Source organism: Fundicoccus sp. Sow4_D5 (assembly GCF_052116365.1).
Lineage (GTDB): Bacteria > Bacillota > Bacilli > Lactobacillales > Aerococcaceae > Fundicoccus.
Genome location: NZ_JBQKLF010000001.1, coordinates 570,208 through 590,310 on the forward strand (window position 1 = coordinate 570,208; position 20,103 = coordinate 590,310).

General features: G+C 36.6%; 16 protein-coding genes. 11 read left to right on the forward strand and 5 right to left on the reverse strand.

The genetic code is table 11. The annotated features are described in order from the left end of the window. Positions 1 to 75 precede the first annotated feature (75 nt). Positions 76 to 705 carry a glycerol-3-phosphate 1-O-acyltransferase PlsY gene (gene plsY, locus ACTQ45_RS02750; protein ID WP_441762888.1) on the reverse strand — a complete coding sequence of 210 codons (630 nt, stop codon included), beginning with the start codon at positions 703 to 705 and terminating at the stop codon, positions 76 to 78. Between the two features lie 233 nt (positions 706 to 938). Here plsY and parE point away from each other — a divergent pair, with 233 nt between their 5' ends. From parE to ACTQ45_RS02775, 5 genes are all read left to right on the forward strand, one after another. After that, entirely contained in the window at positions 939 to 3,044 is a 2,106-nt protein-coding gene (gene parE / locus ACTQ45_RS02755) for a DNA topoisomerase IV subunit B (RefSeq protein WP_441762889.1), read from the forward strand. A gap of 2 nt (positions 3,045 to 3,046) precedes the next feature. Beyond that, positions 3,047 to 5,539 (forward strand): DNA topoisomerase IV subunit A, encoded by a 2,493-nt coding sequence (parC, locus tag ACTQ45_RS02760; protein WP_441762890.1) that lies wholly within the window; start codon positions 3,047 to 3,049, stop codon positions 5,537 to 5,539. A 276-nt stretch (positions 5,540 to 5,815) separates the two neighbouring features. Beyond that, positions 5,816 to 8,044, forward strand: coding sequence for a formate C-acetyltransferase (gene pflB / locus ACTQ45_RS02765; RefSeq protein ID WP_441750443.1), 2,229 nt, complete (start codon positions 5,816 to 5,818; stop codon positions 8,042 to 8,044). Positions 8,045 to 8,117: 73 nt separating this feature from the next. After that, the gene (gene pflA / locus ACTQ45_RS02770) at positions 8,118 to 8,888 is read left to right on the forward strand and encodes a pyruvate formate-lyase-activating protein (RefSeq protein WP_441750444.1); all 771 of its coding nucleotides are present in this window, start codon (positions 8,118 to 8,120) and stop codon (positions 8,886 to 8,888) included. 175 nt (positions 8,889 to 9,063) lie between these two features. Further along, positions 9,064 to 10,017 carry a manganese-dependent inorganic pyrophosphatase gene (locus ACTQ45_RS02775; protein WP_441750445.1) on the forward strand — a complete coding sequence of 318 codons (954 nt, stop codon included), beginning with the start codon at positions 9,064 to 9,066 and terminating at the stop codon, positions 10,015 to 10,017. Positions 10,018 to 10,081: 64 nt separating this feature from the next. Here ACTQ45_RS02775 and ACTQ45_RS02780 read toward each other — a convergent pair whose 3' ends face one another. After that, positions 10,082 to 11,788, reverse strand: a complete 1,707-nt coding sequence (locus tag ACTQ45_RS02780; RefSeq protein WP_441750446.1) for an Rqc2 family fibronectin-binding protein — start codon at positions 11,786 to 11,788, stop codon at positions 10,082 to 10,084. 450 nt (positions 11,789 to 12,238) lie between these two features. Here ACTQ45_RS02780 and ACTQ45_RS02785 point away from each other — a divergent pair, with 450 nt between their 5' ends. The 5 genes from ACTQ45_RS02785 to ACTQ45_RS02805 all read left to right on the forward strand — a co-directional run bounded on the left by ACTQ45_RS02785 (position 12,239) and on the right by ACTQ45_RS02805 (position 16,013). Next, on the forward strand, positions 12,239 to 13,231 hold the full coding sequence (locus tag ACTQ45_RS02785) for an ABC transporter substrate binding protein (RefSeq protein WP_441750447.1): 993 nt from the start codon (positions 12,239 to 12,241) through the stop codon (positions 13,229 to 13,231). A gap of 5 nt (positions 13,232 to 13,236) precedes the next feature. Beyond that, positions 13,237 to 14,139, forward strand: a complete 903-nt coding sequence (locus tag ACTQ45_RS02790; RefSeq protein ID WP_441750448.1) for an ABC transporter permease — start codon at positions 13,237 to 13,239, stop codon at positions 14,137 to 14,139. After that, positions 14,139 to 14,930 (forward strand): ABC transporter ATP-binding protein, encoded by a 792-nt coding sequence (locus tag ACTQ45_RS02795; protein ID WP_441750449.1) that lies wholly within the window; start codon positions 14,139 to 14,141, stop codon positions 14,928 to 14,930. Before ACTQ45_RS02790 ends, ACTQ45_RS02795 begins: the two co-directional genes overlap by 1 nt. A gap of 428 nt (positions 14,931 to 15,358) precedes the next feature. Then, positions 15,359 to 15,586: a glutaredoxin-like protein NrdH gene (nrdH, locus tag ACTQ45_RS02800; protein ID WP_441750450.1), complete on the forward strand. Its 228-nt coding sequence runs from the start codon at positions 15,359 to 15,361 to the stop codon at positions 15,584 to 15,586. Positions 15,587 to 15,707: 121 nt separating this feature from the next. Next, positions 15,708 to 16,013: a hypothetical protein gene (locus tag ACTQ45_RS02805; protein WP_441762891.1), complete on the forward strand. Its 306-nt coding sequence runs from the start codon at positions 15,708 to 15,710 to the stop codon at positions 16,011 to 16,013. Here the strand turns inward: ACTQ45_RS02805 and istB are convergent. Together istB and istA are read right to left on the reverse strand one after the other, a co-directional pair. Beyond that, positions 16,006 to 16,755, reverse strand: coding sequence for an IS21-like element helper ATPase IstB (gene istB, locus ACTQ45_RS02810; protein WP_441753162.1), 750 nt, complete (start codon positions 16,753 to 16,755; stop codon positions 16,006 to 16,008). The genes ACTQ45_RS02805 and istB overlap by 8 nt on opposite strands. A 150-nt stretch (positions 16,756 to 16,905) precedes the next feature. Next, complete coding sequence (gene istA, locus ACTQ45_RS02815; protein WP_441762892.1) at positions 16,906 to 18,210, reverse strand: IS21 family transposase; 1,305 nt, start codon at positions 18,208 to 18,210, stop codon at positions 16,906 to 16,908. Between the two features lie 186 nt (positions 18,211 to 18,396). Between istA and ACTQ45_RS02820 the strand changes: the two genes are divergently transcribed. Then, complete coding sequence (locus tag ACTQ45_RS02820) at positions 18,397 to 18,594, forward strand: hypothetical protein (protein ID WP_441762893.1); 198 nt, start codon at positions 18,397 to 18,399, stop codon at positions 18,592 to 18,594. An 81-nt stretch (positions 18,595 to 18,675) separates the two neighbouring features. Here ACTQ45_RS02820 and ACTQ45_RS02825 read toward each other — a convergent pair whose 3' ends face one another. Beyond that, positions 18,676 to 19,839, reverse strand: a complete 1,164-nt coding sequence (locus ACTQ45_RS02825) for a helix-turn-helix domain-containing protein (RefSeq protein WP_441762894.1) — start codon at positions 19,837 to 19,839, stop codon at positions 18,676 to 18,678. Between the last annotated feature and the right edge of the window lie 264 nt (positions 19,840 to 20,103).

Genomic DNA, 20,103 nt, shown 5'->3' on the forward strand with positions numbered 1-20,103 from the left:
GTTTGCTGTATTTTCTAGATTATGACCATTTGATAAAAAAGATACTTCGAGCAAGCTCGAAGTATCTTAGACAATTTATTTTTTTGACTTGTTCAAACCAAAGCTCAAACGACTTTCCTCACCTTTGATAATTCGGTGAATATTCGTTCGATGGCGATACATCATGAATAGAGCAATCAATAAAAATCCAACGCCGTAGATTAACGACGATGATTTGATGAAGATGTAAATGGCGATAATTACATAACTTAACATCGCTGATAAACTGACCATACTCGTAATAAAAACTAATAAAACTAGTAAGCCCACTTGAACTAAAGCAATGTTAAACCAGAAACCTAGTAATACGCCAATTGAAGTAGCCACAACTTTTCCTCCACGGAAGCTAGCCCATAATGGGTATGCATGACCCAAGATAGAAGCTAGCCCAGTTAACATGATAGCCCAGTCCAAAGATGGGAAAAAGTGTTTAGTTAACAATATTGGTAGCCAACCTTTCAAAACATCCACCGCAATAACCAAAATTGCGGCAAGAGCTCCAAAGTTACGCCCAACGTTTGTACCCCCACTATTACCACTACCTAATTCACGTACGTCTATTTTATGTACGAATTTTGAATACCAGACACCAGAGGGAATTGAGCCGGCTAAATAAGCCAGGAAAATAAACAGTATTGGCATCCAAATAGTTACGTTTTGTTCCATAATAAACCTCCCTTTGACTTTTCTATTTTACCACGAAAAATATCGAATACAATAAACATTTACTCTAAAAGTGTGAGTGTAAGCCAAACAAGCGTTCTTATTGGTGGGATTTATGGTATACTTAATAGTGGTGTGCTTTTCAATAGCTGTAAAGCGTTGGATTATTGCAATTCTGAATGTAAATCTGATATGATAGCACAGTTGAAAGTTTGAGAAGTTAAAGAGGTGAGTACATGACTCAAGAAAAAGTATCGTTAACAAATTATAATGATGATGCCATACAAATTTTAGAAGGTTTGGATGCCGTAAGAAAGCGTCCAGGAATGTACATTGGTTCAACTGACCAAAAAGGTTTACATCATCTAGTTTATGAAATTGTTGACAACTCAGTCGATGAAGCCTTATCTGGTTTCGCTTCTGAAATTAAAGTTGAGATATTAAAAGATGGTAGTGTCCGTGTAACCGATAATGGGAGAGGGATGCCTACGGGGAAACACTCAAGTGGCGTACCTAGTATCCAAGTTATTTTTACCGTACTTCATGCAGGTGGTAAGTTTGGTCAAGGTGGTTATAAATCAGCTGGTGGACTCCATGGTGTGGGGGCAAGCGTGGTTAATGCGTTATCTAGTTGGTTAGAAGTCAATGTTATTCGAGATGGTAATCTCTATACCATGCACTTTGAAAACGGAGGGCATCCGGTAGGTAAATTAACTAAAAGTAAATACAAAAATAAAACGGCTCATGGGACTAGCGTACACTTCATGCCAGATGAGACGATCTTTGGTAATGCTACAATTAATTATGACATCATCGCTGAAAGATTAAGAGAATCTGCCTTCCTTCTAAAGGGCTTAAACATTAAATTAATCGATGAGCGTGATGAACAAGAGAGTGAATTCCATTATGAGAATGGATTGAAGGATTTTATTCAGTATTTAAACGAAGAGAAAGATACATTAGGTGAAGTAGCTGCATTTTCAGGAGAAGTCGAGAATTTCGAAATCGATTTTGCCTTGCAATACAATGATGGTTATTCAGAAACAATTTTATCTTTTGCTAATAACGTAAGAACAACCGGTGGTGGGTCTCATGAGGTAGGTATGAAAACTGCTATCACAAAAGCGTTTAATGAGTATGGTCGCAAAGTGGGCTTATTGAAAGATAAAGATAAAAACTTAGAGGGTAGTGATGTTCGAGAAGGAGCATCGATGGTAATCTCATTAAGAATTCCAGAACAATACTTGCAGTTTGAAGGTCAGACGAAAAGTAAACTAGGAACACCTAAAGCAAGAAGTATTGTGGACAACTTTGTCTTTGAACATATGTCTGCTTATTTAAATGAGAATGGTAACTTTAGCCAAATGATTCTAAAAAAATCGATCAATGCCCGTGAAACGCGTGAAGCAGCAAGAAAAGCACGTGATGCAGCTCGTACAGGTGTGAAACGTCAACAACAAGAACGTTTAATTTCAGGAAAGCTAACTAAAGCACAATCGAAAGACGCGAGTAAAAACGAACTCTATTTAGTCGAGGGTAATTCTGCGGGTGGTTCTGCTAAACTTGGACGCGATCGTAAGTATCAAGCGATATTACCTTTACGTGGTAAAGTTATCAATACAGAAAAAGCATCAATGACTGACATTATGAAAAACGAAGAAATTAATACGATAATTTATACCATTGGTGGTGGTGTCGGGGCAGATTTCGATATTAGTAATATTAATTACGACAAAGTGATTATTATGACCGATGCCGATACCGATGGTGCCCATATCCAAGTCTTATTATTAACATTCTTCTATCGTTATATGAAACCTTTACTTGATGCTGGACATGTTTATTTAGCAATGCCTCCTTTATATAAAGTGTCTAAAGGCAAGGGTGCAAAAGAAGTCATAGAATATGCATGGACTGATGAGGAGTTACAAAGTGTCACCAACAAGGTCGGGAAGGGTTATATCTTACAACGATATAAAGGTTTAGGTGAAATGAACGCTGACCAACTATGGGATACAACTATGAATCCAGACAGTCGCATATTAATCAGAGTGACCATTGATGATGCCACACAAGCTGAACGTCGTTTAACGACTTTAATGGGAAATAAAGTGGAACCGCGTCGTAAATGGATTGAAAAAAACGTCCAATTTACAATGGAAATGGAAGATACTCTATTAAATGATAATGTACCTTCAAGCTCATCAGCCACAAAAGACTTTACAAACGATGAAGTGATTGAAGCTAATCCTAAAAGCAATCTATCAGGTGGTCAAAATAGTGCGAGTCCGGCTCAAACCAATGATGAGCAAAATCATTCATTTGATAAAGGAGTTGAGTGATAATGAATAATTTGCCAGGAATTCAAGAACTAGAATTTGCAGATGTAATTGGTGATCGTTTTGGTCGCTATTCGAAGTATATTATTCAAGATCGTGCGCTGCCAGACATTCGTGATGGTTTAAAGCCAGTTCAAAGGCGTATCCTTTTTGCCATGTACCAAGAGCGCAATACAGCCGATAATCCTTACCGTAAGTCAGCCAAAACGGTCGGTAACGTTATCGGTAATTATCACCCTCACGGGGATACCTCTGTTTATGACGCTATGGTCCGTATGTCGCAAGACTGGAAGTTACGTGAGCCACTCATTGATATGCACGGAAACAACGGTAGCATGGATGGGGATATGGCTGCTGCCATGCGTTATACTGAAGCACGAATGTCCAAATATGCCAATGAGTTATTGCGTGATATTGATAGTGAAACAATTGATTATGCGTTAAACTTTGATGATACATTAGAAGAACCGCTTGTTTTACCCTCACGTGTACCTAATTTATTAATTAATGGGTCGACCGGAATTTCATCCGGCTATGCAACTGAAATTCCTCCACATAACTTAGGTGAGGTCATCGATGCAGTGATCTATATGTTATCTCATAAGACATACACACTAGATACATTGATGAAGTTTATTCAAGCACCAGACTTTCCGACCGGAGGGATTATTCAAGGAGCTGATGGTATCCGTAAAGCTTACAGCAATGGTCAAGGGAAAATTTTGGTGCGTGCCAAAACTCATGTTGAAAAACTTAAGGGCAATAAAAGCCAAATTGTCGCTACTGAGTTGCCTTATGAAGTAAACAAAGCTAAATTGATTCAGAAGATGGATGATGTTCGTATACTGAAGAAAATTGAAGGGATTGATGATGTTAGGGATGAATCAGACCGTACGGGTTTGCGTGTGGTTATCGAATTGAAACGTGATGTCAATTCAGATAGCGTCTTAAACTATCTTTTAGTGAATACTGATTTACAAGTGAATTATCACTTAAATATGGTTGCTATCCATGACAGTCATCCCAAAATTGTCAATCTTCAACAAATATTAGAAGCCTACGTTTCTCACCAGCAAGACGTTATCACACGTCGTACGAATTTTAATTTAGCTGCTGATCAAAAACGCCAACATATTGTGGATGGTTTGATACGTGTGGTTTCTATTCTCGATGAGGTAATCGCGACGATTCGCGCAAGTGAAAATAAAGCGGATGCTAAGAGAAATCTTGTAACTACTTATGAATTTAGTGATACACAAGCCGAATCGATTGTTAACTTACAATTATACCGTTTAACTAATACGGACGTTGTATCACTTCAGAACGAACGTTTAGAGTTAAATGAGCGCATCCATATGTACCGTAACATCTTATCAAATAAAGAAACACTCAACAAAGTCTTGATTAATGAATTAAAAGATGTCAAAAAACGACTACAAACACCTCGTAAATCTCTGGTTGAAGCTGAAATTCAAGAAATTAGTGTTGAAACGACCTTGCTAATTCCAGAAGAAAAAGTGTATGTGTCTGTGACTAAAGAGGGCTATCTGAAACGTACTAGTCTGCGCTCCTTCTCTGCTTCAGATTCATTAGATCTCGGTAGTCGTGATCACGATTATCCATTATTTGTGCAAGAATTAAGCACACATGATGCAATTATCCTTGTAACGAATAAAGGGAATTATATTCACTTGCCGGTCCATGAAATGCCAGATATTCGATGGAAAGAAATCGGCATTCATTTATCCCAAAACTATCAATTAGCTAGCGGAGAACAAATTATCAGCGTCTTTTCATCAATCAAAGGCGGCGTGCAAACCCAATCGGCTACGCAAACACAAGATGAGTCTGATAATATTGTGTTAATCACTCGTAACGGACGTATTAAGCAAACGAGTTTGTCTTTATTCACGACTTACAGAAGTTACAAGTCGAGAACAGCAGTAGCAATGACAATGAAGGATGCTGATGATGAATTACTTGCAGCAATTAGGGCCAAACAGGGCAGTGAATACCAAGTGGTTCTGCTGACGGCTAAAAGTTATAGTTTACGTTATGACTTAGAAGAAGTGTCGCAAACTGGTCTGAAAACTCAAGGAGTCATCTCCATTAACTTGAAAGATGATGACAATGTCGCAGCAGGAATGTTGTTTGACCAATCAATGAATCGTCCACAAGCTTTAGTTTTAACACAAAGAGGACATTTAAAACGCTTTGATATTGATATTATTAATCAAGCGGGGCGTGGTAGTCGTGGAATCTTATTACTGAAAGAATTAAAAACGAATCCACATAGGATTTTAACAAGTATTCCGTTGTCGCATGGCAGTATTCCAGTCGTTCTTTACGGCGATACAGGTTATGTCTATGAATTTAATACAACGGACATCCCGTTAACTGAAAGGCTGGCGAATGGTTCGGCTATTTCTGAGATAGATCAATTAGGAAAAGTCCTAACGATGCATCCAGCACGTCTAAAAATGTTAGACGACAACTAAAAACAGATTGAGAACTGTGCCACAAACTATCTTGTTATAGTTTTATTGGTACAGTTTTTTTCTGTCTTAAAACAGATTGGAATAATTTAGCAAAAATGAGATTACTATAATAAAGCCTTTGTAAGCGTGTATAAGAAATTGATTAAAATGCAGAAAAATACAAAATTATGTAAAAAGCCTATTGCTTTGTTTGTGAATCATGATACAATAAGGGTGAAATGTTGAACAAGTCGTTTGTCATATTTTAATCGGAAAGTATAACAAGGAGGATTTATTATGAAACAGTGGCAAGGGTTTAAAGGAAAAAAATGGCAAGAACAAGTAGACGTGCGTGAGTTTATTCAAGCTAACTTTAAAGAATATACAGCGGGGGATGAATTTTTAGCAGGACCTACAGAAGCAACCGTAGAACTATGGGACGAAGTCATGGAATTAACTAAACAAGAACGCGACAACGGTGGCGTACTTGATATGGATAATAAGATTGTTTCGACAATTACTTCTCATGAAGCAGGTTACATCGATAAGGAGTTAGAAAAGATTGTTGGTTTCCAAACAGATAAACCATTAAAGCGTAGCTTCCAGCCATTCGGTGGGATTCGAGTGTCAGAAAACTCATTGGAAGCCTATGGTTACGAAGTTGATCCAGAAAACCATAAAATTTTTACTGAATATCGTAAAACACATAATCAAGGTGTCTTCGATGCTTATACACCAGACATGCGTTCTGCACGTAAATCGGGTGTCATTACTGGACTACCAGATGCTTATGGACGTGGACGTATTATCGGTGACTACCGCCGTGTTGCTTTATATGGGGTAGATTTCTTGATGGCTGAAAAACAAAAAGATTTCGACAATATTGGCTATGGTACGATGTCAGATGACATCATTCAATTGCGTGAAGAAGTTAGCGAACAATATCGTGCTCTGAAAGATCTTAAAAAACTAGGTCAAATCTATGGCTTTGATATTTCAGTCCCTGCCGAAAGTGCTCAAGAAGCTTTCCAATGGACGTATTTAGCATATTTAGCTGCCATTAAACAACAAAACGGTGCCGCAATGTCACTTGGCCGTGTCTCTACATTCTTAGATATCTATGTAGAACGTGATTTAGCCAACGGTACATTAACAGAAGTTGAAGCACAAGAATTAGTCGATCATTTCGTTATGAAATTACGCTTAGTTAAATTTGCCCGTACGCCAGACTATAATGACTTATTCTCAGGTGATCCAACTTGGGTAACTGAATCTATTGGGGGGATGGGTAATGACGGACGTTCATTAGTCACTAAAAGTTCATTCCGTTTCTTACACACACTTTCAAACTTAGGTCCAGCACCTGAACCAAACTTAACAATTCTATGGTCAACACGCTTACCAGAACCTTTCAAAAGATTTGCTGCTAAGATGTCAATCGTATCATCTGCTATCCAATATGAGAACGACGATATTATGCGTCCAACATATGGTGATGACTATGGGATCGCTTGTTGTGTGTCTGCAATGGAAATTGGTAAACAAATGCAATTCTTTGGCGCTCGTGCCAACGTTGCAAAAGCACTTCTTTATTCAATCAATGGTGGGGTAGATGAGAAGCTAAAAGCACAAATCGGACCGAAATACCAAGCAATTACGTCAGAGTATTTAGATTATGACGAGGTTATGGAAAGATTTGATGACATGTTAGAATGGTTAGCTGGCCTATACGTCAATACATTAAACATTATTCATTATATGCATGATAAGTATAGTTATGAAAGTATCGAAATGGCATTACATGATACAAAAATTAAACGTACAATGGCAACTGGTATTGCTGGTTTCTCAGTGACAATCGATTCATTATCTGCCATTAAACATACAAAAGTTAAAACGATTCGTGATGAAAATGGCCTAGTGGTTGATTATGAAATTGAGGGAGACTATCCTAAATATGGTAATAACGATGACCGTGCCGATCAAATAGGTATCGACTTACTTAAATCATTCATGACAAAAGTTAGAAAACATCCAACTTACCGTAATTCTATTCATACAACATCAATTTTAACAATTACTTCAAACGTGGTTTATGGTAAGAAAACAGGTAACACGCCAGATGGACGTCGTGCAGGAGCACCATTTGCACCAGGTGCCAACCCAATGCATGGTCGTGATACTCACGGCGCACTTGCTAGTTTAATGTCAGTAGCTAAAATGCCTTATGAATATTCAATGGATGGTATTTCAAATACCTTCTCAATCATTCCAAAAGCGTTAGGTAAAGAAGATGCTGTTCAACAAGAAAACTTATCAAGTATGTTAGATGGGTACGTTGCACAAGGGGGACACCACCTGAACGTTAACGTCTTTAATCGTGAAACTTTAATGGACGCAATGGAACATCCCGAGAATTACCCACAATTAACCATTCGTGTGTCTGGATATGCCGTTAACTTTATAAAATTAACACGAGAACAACAATTAGATGTAATTAACCGTACAATGCATAGTTCAATGTAAGGTCCTAATATTTCTTACAAGCTTGCTAGTTTTAGCTAGTAAGCTTGTCATTTTAGTGAAAGGAGCTGGCGGAATGACTGAAGTAGCTACGCCAATTATCGGCCATGTGCACTCGACCGAAAGTTTCGGTTCAGTAGATGGTCCAGGTATTCGATTTATAACATTTATGCAAGGTTGTCGTATGCGATGTGAGTTTTGCCATAATCCTGACACTTGGAATATGAAAGGCGGCCATCCATATACCCCTCAACAATTATTTGATGAAGCTATCCAATATCGAGCTTTTTGGGGTAGTAAAGGGGGCGTAACGATTAGTGGTGGGGAACCTTTACTACAAATCGATTTCTTGATTGAGTATTTTAAGATTTGTAAAGAAAATGGTATTCATACAACAATTGATACATGCGGGCAACCGTTCACTTTTAAAGAACCTTTTTTTGGACGCTTTCAAGAATTGCTTAAATATACTGATTTATTTTTATTTGATATTAAGCATATTGATACAGAAGGGCATCGCCGTTTAACTGGTCATCCTAATAATGGCATTCTGGATATGTCTCGTTATCTTTCTGATATCAATCATCCAGTCTGGATTCGTCATGTCTTAGTCCCAGAACGCACAGATTATGACGAGTTTCTTTTACGTTTAGGTGACTATGTGGCAAGTTTAGATAATGTATTAAAATTCGAGATTTTACCTTATCATAAGATGGGGGTTTATAAATACGAAGCGATGGGGATTAAATACCGCTTAGAAGGAATTGATCCGCCAACACCTGAAAGAGTAGAAAATGCTCGCCGTTTATTGAGAACAGACGATTACAAAAACTACCTAAATTATTAAACTACATTTGCTAGTTAATAAAAATCAAAGCTCTTTAAAAGAGGGCTTTGATTTTTTTATTTTTGAACAGATAGTTTATCTACTAAAGTACGCAAATGTATCAGATTTAATTCATTTTTTTGTAAACTAGTGGTAAACTATTAGAGTAAGCATAACTAAGGAGGATTATACTTTTATGACGAAATATTTAGTGTTTGGACACAAAAATCCTGATACAGATACGATAGCTTCAGCAATCGCAATGAGCTATTTTCTTGAGAAACAAGGGCAAGAGGCTGAGCCAGTTGCTTTAGGTGAAATAAATGAAGAAACTGCCTTTGCGTTAAATCATTTTAATGTGTCGGTTCCACGAATTGTAACAACTGTTGCAAATGAAGTGAAAAACGTAGCATTAGTTGACCATAATGAGCCAATTCAATCGGTTGATGATTTAAAAGAGGTATCTATTGATTACGTTGTGGACCACCACAGAATCAATGCCTTTGAGACTGCGCATCCATTATATTACCGTGCAGAACCGATTGGATCTACTGCAACGATTCTTTATAAAATGTTTGTAGAACATGATTACGATATCCCTAAATCAATTGCAGGATTAATGTTATCCGCGATTATTTCTGATACTTTATTATTTAAATCACCTACAACCACAAACCAAGACGAAAATGCTGCTCATGAATTAGCAAAAATCGCTGATGTCAACTTAGAGGTATATGGCATGGACTTATTAAAATCTGGAACTAATTTAGATAGTAAATCTGAGACAGAATTATTAAATTCAGACGCCAAAAACTTTGATATGAATGGTAAACAAGTGCGTATTGGTCAAGTGAACGTTGTAGATTTCTCAGATGTATTATCACGTAAAGACGCTTTATTAGAGCAAATGAAAGCAGAATTTGATGCAGCGAGCACTTTAGATTTATCTGTTTTAATTGTGACAGATATTCTTGAAAGCAATTCAATCGGTTTTGTAGTCGGGAACGACTTCACAGCAGTTGAAAAAGCGTTTAAAACGCCTGTTGTTGAAAGCCAACTGAATTTACCGGGAGTAGTTTCTCGTAAGAAACAAGTTGTCCCTCAATTAACAGATAGTTTTACAGTTAAAAGCATAAAAAACGGAGTCTAGCCATTGCTAACTCCGTTTTTTTTTGCTTTATTTACCCATTAAAAACAAGCTTTTCATTTAATGGTTAATCTTCGATAGCCATTGCTGAAATTTTGCTTTCTACTGGGGTTACATAGAGGGTTTGTTGTCCTTCATAAATTACAAAACCAGGTTTTGCCCCATTAGGTTTATGTAGTTGTTTCACTTGAACGGTATCTACTGGCACATTGGCAGACTGTTGAAATTTTGAAAAATAGGCGGCAATTTCAGCAGCTTCCTGCATTGTCTGCTCACTAGGCTTATCAGACTCCACGATGACATGGGCTCCAGGAATATCCTTAGTATGGAACCACCAGTGATTTTTAGCTGCCTTACGCAGGCTTAATTCATCGTTTTGTTGATTATTACGCCCAACATAGATGATGATACCATCACTTGAGCGATAACGTCGCGGTTTAGATTTTGATTTAGCCCGTTTTTTCACTGAACCTTTTCTTTGACTGACATAACCTTCATCTGTTAGTTCTTGTTTGATCATTTCAATGTCTTCTAAATCTGCCTGAGATAATTGAACAAGGACTCCCTCTAGATAATCATTCTCTTCTAAAGCCAGTGTTTCTTGTTGATCAATATATTTTAGCGAATCACGGTATTTAGTATATTTCTTAAAATATTGCTGGCTATTTTCGATAGGTGTTTTCCTAGGGTCCAATTCAACCGTCAACAATTGGTTTTCATCATAATAATTTTCTAAGTGTGCTTCACTTATTCCTTTTTGAAGTTGATATGCGTAAGCGTTTAGTAACTCACCTTTTATACGATAATTATCTGCCGCTCCAGCAATAGCTCTTTCTTTTGCAAGTTTTGTTAATTTACTATTGTTTCGATCAATGATGTGTTTTATTTTTTGGATCATATCACCAGATAATTGTTTCACTCGATCCAAATGGACCTTCTGTTGGAAGAATAACTCTAGTAAATCTGACAATAAAGACACCGATTGACGTTTCCCCTGTAAATTTGGTAAATCAAAAGCATAGAATTTTAAATTCTCTTTACTTTCAAAAAGGGTAGGCTTTGGGGCTTTTAACTGTTCAAGAATAAAGTGAATAGCAGCAAGTGGTGTGTGACTTTCATTAACAATTAAATCTTGGATTGTTTCAGCAACCATCTTGCTTAAGCCTTGAATCACACGGTGGCCTTGACCAGTGGTCAACTCCTCGGCATGAGTCTCTACCCATTCACTCAAGTCAGCAGAATTCATTTCGAGAATATTTTGTTGATTAGGATTCTTTGGTGGGCGAATGTAAGCTGCACCTGGTTGAAGTGAGCGATAACTATTAAATGCAGGTGACACATGCTTAATACAATCGATAATCGTTTGTGTTTTAGTATTTACTAAAATAATATTACTGTGGCGGCCCATTAACTCAAAAATTAATAAATAAGTTTGTAAATCACCTAGTTCATCACGACCACTTAGCTCAAATTCAATGATTCGATCATTTTCTATTTGTCGAATGTCTAATATACTTGCATTTTCTAAATGTTTTCTAAGTAACATACAAAACATTGGCGCATGACTTGGATTACTCGGGCGTTCCTCTGTTAACAAAAGACGATAATAAGTAGGGTGAATTGAAGCAGATAAACGTTGGTTCTTTCTATTGGCACGAATGACAAATTGTAACTCTTGTTCGAATGGTTGATATATTTTATGAACTCTTCCGTTCAATAGTTGTTCTTTCAGTTCAGCAACTAGGCCGTGGGTAAACAAACCATCAAAAGACATATTAAAACCTCCTTGTGTCTAATTAATAGACTACTTTATCATTTTACTATTTTTTACAGAAAAAAACGAATGTTTATTTAAAATATATACGTAATGATGCTCAATCCAAGATTCGTGAGAAAATGATGTGAAAATAATTAAAAAACTCTTGACACTTTTAGAAATGAAGCGTAAGATAAATATAAATTATCGAGAGGAGCTAAGAATATGTTACATATCAACAATACTATTTTTAATAGCTGGCAAAGCTGGCATAGATAAGGTTGTAGACTTGGACATATTCCATGGATACAGCCCAGTTTGTACTGAAGTTGTATCTATGTGGCGAATCATCCAGTTTACCACGTAGATGTTTATTAAACATACTATGTGGTTTTTTTGCGTAACGCGGACACACATAGTATGTGGTCGGCGTTTTTTAGTGTATTCACATAAAAGGAGAGTATAAAAATGAAAAATTTCAAACAAATGATAGTAGCAGTCACTTTATTAGCCTCAATTCTTGTCTCTGGTTTCACTCAATTTAATGTTAAAGCTCACGCAGAAGATTCATTAGATATTGCGATTGTACAATTTGTCAGTCACCCATCTTTAGACCAAATCGTTCAAGGGATTAAAGATGAATTGGCTGCCAATGATTATGTCGAAGGAGAGAACCTAACGATTGAGTTTCATAATGCTGAGGCAGATATCAATTTATTAGGGACGATTGCTGAGCAAGTGGTCTCTCAGGAACCTGATTTAATTTTCGCTGTAACGACACCAGTCTCACAAGCTTTCCAAAATCAAACGAGCGACATCCCAATTATTATGGCGGGAGTGACTGATCCAGTTTCTGCTGGCTTAGTTGAAAACGTAGAAAAACCTGGCGAAAATATCACTGGAACGAGTGATGCTTTTCCTTTAGAAAAACACTTTGATTTAATGTTACAAATTGATCCTGACATTAAAAAAATTGGGATGATTTATACATCAAGTGAAGATAATGCTCAAGCAGAAATAGAATCGGCGAAAGAAGTGGCTGAAGGTATGGGCTTAGAGGTGGTTATTGAAGGAATCGCGACAACTCTTGATATGCAAATGGTTGCTGAAAACTTAAGTTCACAAGTAGATGCAATTTATGTAGGCTCTGATAATACCATTGCTTCGGCATTTGAAACTTTATTAGATGCCACTGATCGTATGGATATCGCCGTTTATCCAAGTGTAGATAATATGGTTGAACAGGGTGGTTTAGCGGCGGTAGCCATTAACCAAGCTGATTTAGGGATTGAGGCTGCGAGAATTGCGATTCAAGTCCTTAACGGTACATCTATCGGAGATATTCCCATTCATTTTGTTGAGAACTTAAGATTAGTTTATAATTCGGATACAGCTGAACGATTAAATGTCGAAATTTCTGTTGATTTAGTAAGTACATTAGAAGATTTAGGTGGGGAATAGTTAATATGGCAATTTATTTTAGTGCGGTCGCTCAAGGGATATTATGGAGTATCATGGGTTTAGGCTTATATATTAGTTTTAGAATTTTACGTTTTGCGGATTTAACAAGTGAAGCATCGTTTACCATGGGAGCAGCTACGGCTGCTACCTTGGCAACGAATGGAATCCATCCTGTTATAGCAACAATAGCCGCAATTGCAGCCGGCATGCTCGCGGGTTTAATTACTGGCTTTCTAACTACTTATTTTGAAATACCTGCTTTATTAGCAAGTATTATTACACTAACAGGTTTATATTCGATTAATTTACGTATTATGGGAAATCCCAATTTAAGTTTCCGTGGAACAGAGACTGTATTTGATTTAATAGGAAATCTATTTGATACAGTGCTTTATGCTCGCTTAGCTATTGGTATTATATTTGTGATTATTTGTATCTTAATGATGGTTTTTTTCTTTAAAACAGATATTGGGCAAGCAGTCATTGCTACAGGAGACAACGAAATTATGGCGAATTCATTAGGGATTAATACGCCACACATGATTCGAGTGGCTTTAATGTTTGCTAACGGCTTAATCGCACTTAGTGGGGCTCTTGTCGCGCAGGATAATGGGTTTTCAGATATTCAAATGGGGTCTGGTACCGTAGTTGTTGCGATGTCATCCATCGTCATTGGAGAGGTATTGCTTAAAAACGAGCTGACTTTAACTAAGCGTCTAGTTTCAATCATTATTGGGGCAGTTATCTATCGTTTAATCTTAGTGTTCGTTTTACGATTAGGCTTTAATTCGAATGATTTCCGTTTGATATCAGCGACGGTTTTAGCGATGTTCTTAGCCTTCCCATCTGTTAAGGCCAAGTTGTCTCCAAAAATAAATACAATTGGAAATAAAGGAGGGCGAGCATAATGGCCCATATTGAATTAGTCGATGTAACCAAACGTTTTAATCGTGGAAAAGGAGATCTCGTTTCCGGCCTAGATAAAGTAAATTTAAAAATTGAAAAAGGGGAAGTTATTGGCGTCATTGGAACTAACGGTGCTGGTAAATCAACTTTGTTCAATTGTCTATCTGGCCAAATAAAAATAGATGAAGGGCAAATATTTTTAGGCGATCATGAAATTTCTGAATTAAAACCGATGGACATTTCTCGTAAAATCGGCCGTGTTTTTCAAGATCCAAGAATGGGGACAGCTCCCAGAATGACAGTGTTTGAAAATTTAATGTTAGCTCGTAAAAGAGGAGAGAAGCGACTGTTTGGTCGTTCTCTAACCGAAAAAAATTATGAAGAAATGATTGAATACCTTAAACCTTTTCGTCTGGATTTAGAAAAAAGATTAGATGTTCCAATTGAAAATCTATCTGGTGGACAACGCCAAACAATTTCTTTAGTAATGGCAACCTTACAAGAACCACAATTGTTATTATTAGATGAACATACGGCTGCATTGGATCCTAGAACGGCTAAGCAAGTGATGGCGATGACTCAAGACATTGTTCGTCAACTGAATTTAACTACGCTAATGATTACTCATCACTTACAAGATGCACTTACCTATAGTGATCGTATAATTGTAATGCATCAAGGACAGATTAGTAAGATTTTTTCTAAAGAGGATATTTCTCAATTGACCGCGGCTGACTTATTTAGCACGATCGAACGCTTATCTGGTTTTGTTAATGGTGTGGAAATCGTTTAGGCACGAACTGTAAGTTAACAAGTCGGATTAGAAGCAGTTGGATTATCGGCTAGATTTTTCAGATATAAATTTTGGCAGAGTAGCCTTTACCGTTTTTTTGACATTAGTTTAGAAAAACCTAACACTAACTTAGACAGTTTTGCTAAGTGTTACGCGAAACAGTCAAACTTAGTTGTCTATCAGAGTACTTTAGGACATCACTAGCCAGTTTATCCTTTTAGAATCCAAAAACTAATAAGCTCTATTGATATATTATAGTAATTAATCCAGGAACTAAGTGAATTTGATTGCGTCTTACAATACAGTAACAACTTATCTAAAATACAATATTCGGTGTTATGATTAATAAACAACACAACATATAGTTGTTTATTACCTTGTAATTGAGTATGATAGAGTTACTTTGATAAAAAGAAAGAGTGACTATTATGAAAAAAATTATTGTTTATTCAAAACCTAATTGTATGCAATGTTCATTTACTAAAAAGTATCTTGATGAAAAATCCATCAGATACACTGCTTATGATGTTTATGAAAATGAACAAGCTTTAAAAACTGTAGAAGATTTCGGTTTTAAAAGCTTACCAGTTGTTGTTATTGAAGGTGAAACGCCATTCTTTGGTTTTAGACCTGATTTACTAGAAGTTTTAGCATAGTCATAGACTCATTAAAATGATTACATCGCTCTATCAATTGACTTGATAGAGTGTTTTTTAGGTAAGAATTCATTTTGGTTATACTATGGGTAGGCATATATATGTGAAAGTAGGGATAATGTTGATTAGTGAAAAAGATTTAGCTTACCTTAAACGTGCTGTGGCCCTTGCTAGACAAGCTTTAAAAGAAGGAGATGAACCATTTGGTTCGCTTCTTGTTTCTCACGAAGGCCTTGTATTGTTTGAGGATTATAATCATGTTTCTGGCGGAGATCATACGCGTCACCCAGAATTTGAAATTTCTCGATGGGCAGCTAAAAATATGACACCAGAAAATCGTAAGCTTGCAACTGTGTTAATGTCAACTGAAAAATGGACCACCTTGCTATTGAAAAATGGTCCATTTGGCTGGTTGTTTATTAATTAATTAACTGATTCATCCATTCGCTAGTTTGCTTAATCCGGTAGCTATCACCTCGCATATCAACGACATGTGCTTGATAGGCTAAGCGATCAACTAAAGCCCCAGTTAAGGTTGGATCTTTAAAACACTCTTGCCAACGATCAAAGGTAAGGTTTGTGGTAATTAAAAGAGAACCACGATCATTGCGGTTAGATAATAAATTAAAGAGTAATTCAGCTCCTGCTTCGTCAAAAGATAGATAACCTAACTCATCGACAATCACGAGATCAACTCGTTCAAACCTTCGTTTAAAACGCATAAATTGACTTTGACTCACTGCTTCCTTTAATTGAATCACAAGGTTTGGGGCATTCACAAAAAGTACTTGATAACCTTTTAGACAAGCTTCGATACCTATCCCGATACTAAAGTGAGTTTTGCCAGTTCCTGGGTTGCCTATTAAAATGCCGTTTTCTTTAGCCTCTATAAATTGAAGTGTTTTTAATTCACGTAATTGTTGCCGCGTCTTATCTTCAAACACTAGATCATCAAAATCCATCAAGTATTTTTTCTGGTGAAACTTCGCTTGTTTGATACGTCGTTCGCAACTTCTATTGCGTCGATCTTCTACTTCCGCATTCAATAATTCTGTTAAAGCTTCCTCAAAAGTCAAATTTCGATGGTTCGCTTGCGTAAGATGCTCTTGAAACTGAGTCTTTGTATACGCTAGTTTAAGCTCCTTTGCTGCCACTTCTATACTTAACATGACGTCACCTCTAATCCATAAAGTTTGTTTAACCGTTGAAGATTTGATTCTACTTCTAGAATGACCTGATTACGCTCAAAACCATTTGTAATAGGTTGTTTCAATGAAGCTCGTTTCAATTGTTTTAGTAATTCCTGATGAGATAATTGTTTAAACTTGGAGAGCTGTTCTATAAAAAAACTTGGCGTTTCCTTTATAATGTTGGTAGTAGAGGGTTTCGAGATCGGGATTGTTTTTTAGAGCTTTTGAATGCTTTAAAGCACCTGGTTTCTTCATCAACGTCTTGAGGTAGTGGTATATGTCAAGCTGATATTGATGAGAGCCCTCTATTTTTTGATGCCGACAAACTTCTTCATGGTTTGCGTAGATTAATAAGTATTCCGCGTATTCTTTTACTTGTACTTGATGCTGGACGAGATAGTCTGGAACTGAATAATGGTTGGTTTTAAATTGAATGGTTGAATATTTATTGACCCGACATTGATGAACGGTTGCGACTTCGTAAGGCGGACGGTAAGCAAGTAGGGATCCCCTTTCGACCTTAATTTGGCTAGTTTGATTTAATTGAATTAACCCCTGACTTAGATAGTCTCTCGCTGCCTCTAAGTTTTGAAACTGATAAACTTTACTGAAGATAGCTCGTCGTACTGATTTGACACGTCCTTCTACAGTGCCTTTTTCATTCCCACTGAAACAATTAGTCACATTGATGTCAAAGCCGTAATATAAGGACAGTTTAAGCAAGGATTCATTTAATTCCTTTTCATTCTTGCCAATAAAACGGGTGACGACGTTGCGCATATTATCATAGACTACTTCTCGGTAGACACCCCCAACTAACTCAAAGAACTGCACATGTGCTTCCTGAAAGACTGCTTGTTTTTGATTAGTATAAAGATAAGCCCAATGAAAACCAGAGGCTGGACAGGCCAAAACAGCTAAATAATAAGTACCTACTTTGCCTGCAACTTCTAACTTCACTTCACCAAAGTCAAATTCTACTCGATGTCCTAAGGGGTATTCTTGACGAATATAAGCTTCTCTTGTTTTTTCTTTTAATTTTGACCAGTAGTGCGCCACTGTACGATACCCAATTGAATGTCCTGCGTCAGTAATGAGTTCATGGACTGCTTTAGCGGTAAGCGCTTGTTTGTGAGAGCCTAGCCGTCTATTTTTGATTTTCTCTTGTTGATAAATATCTCGCATTAACTGATCAACTTCTGGCGTGAACGTACGAGTCGTTCGGTTTTTCGTATTATACTGATGAGAGCTAACCACTTGATGCGTTGCTTCTTCTAGCTCTTTTTCTGACTGAGAGTGTATGACTGCCTCTAATCCCTCCTGATAACGATGACAAATTTTACTGACTGTTTTCCGATCCACGTCCAACCTTTGAGCTATCTTTCGAAAAGAAACCCCATCTCGATACAAATTAATGATTTCATACTGCTTCATAAAAGTAATCACTCCTAATTGCCTCCAAATATAAATGATTTATACTTAAAAGCATAAAAATAAGTGGACCATTTTTCAATAGCAACTTGCCACTGAAATGGACCACTTTTAGATTACAACAAACAAACTGTATATACGTCCGGTGAACACTGTCCAATGTGTGCCGCTGCTCATGGATGGGTAGGCTTGGGCCGTATTGTTTATGCTTGTTCATCTCAACAATTGAATGAATGGAGTTATGCCTTTGATTGGCCAGAGTCTCCGATTGAACCGTTACCTATTCAAGCAATCATTCGTCATGTTGAAGTCGACGGTCCAGCGGAAAGTTTAATTGAAGAAGTTAAACAGATGCATATTGAAAATTTTCAAAGAAAAAATACATGATTAATTAAATATCTAAAGTGTAACCATAGTAGAAAAACAGCTGCTTACTCCAATTTTTAAGGAGTAGGCAGCTGTTCATTATTATTTAATTATTGATTTTGCATAACTAGAAGGACTCATACCAAATTCTCGACTAAACGCACGGGAAAAATATTGAATGGAACCATAACCAAGTTCACTAGCTATTTCAGATAAACTCATTTTTGATTCACGAATGAGCACTTTACTTCGTTGAAGTCTGAGTTGATTGATATAAGCTTTAGGGGATGTATTCGCATACTTCTTAAATAACATCTGCAAAGTCGAGCGCGAGAGGGCGAAATGATCGACTAAATCATTTACTTGATTCTGTTCCTCGACGTTTTGATGCAAATAATCAGCGATGGCTTGAAATAGCTCATTCTCATAATTTTCTCGCATAGAGGTGGTAGGTTCTTCGATTGTATCTGCTTGTCCTTGGATAAGACTCATTAATAAGTTTTTAAAACTTAAAAATATTTCATCACTAGTATAATACGATGTCGGATTAGTCGATAATTTCATCATTCTATCCACAAGACTTGAGTGTTTACTTGTTAAATGATAAATTTTTTGACTCATCTCATCCTCTAAACCTTTCGCTTTGAACATGATAGTTAAATAGGTTGTCACTCCTTCTTTGTGAACTGTTTGTGAATAATCTTCACCAGGAAATAAAAGTATACATTCATGTTGGCCTAATATTAATTCATTCCCATTGATTTGATGGTTTATTTCTCCTTGATCAACAATAATTAATTCGCAGTAGTCCCGATTTTGATGAGTTAAAGCAAAGGGAGCGGTTTTTACTTGATATACAATACTAAAAATGGATTCAATTTGAATTAATGGCTGATTATTCTTTACTTTAAATTGCTGCGCAACACTGATCAAAATAGGTTCATCTGATAACTGAGGCTCTAAAAAGATACTACATTGATCAGTCACAGTTAAAGTATTGAAGTAAACATTACTCTCTAATGTAATGCTTCCTTGCAATATATACTCTTCATAACTCGATGGGTCATGCGGGTCGGCAGTAACAACTAATAAAGCAATGCCATTATTAGCAGTTAACGTAACCGGCTTTTTAAATTGAAAGAAAGTGTCACTATAATTTTTCTGAATAGTCATCATGCGATTGCGTGGTTTCTTCTTAACGTCTTGGATTGTCGACAATTGTTCGAACAAGGAACTATTCGCCATTGCTGTGGTTTTCGTATACATAATATGTCCTTTCTTATATAATTGATCATTTAGATAATAAGTACACATTTAGTATACACTAAAAAAGAAACAATCTCTATCAATTCAGGCGTTTTAGTTGATTGAGTTACATTGTGTCTTTTTTGATAAATGTTTAAGATAAGCACTTTGCCAAAAAAGACAAAACAGAGTGCAGTTAATACATATAAAAGATTTTTGCTTTCCGTAGATTTTAACGATAATTGTTTGCATTACATTAAAACCATCCTGTTTAATTAGGATATT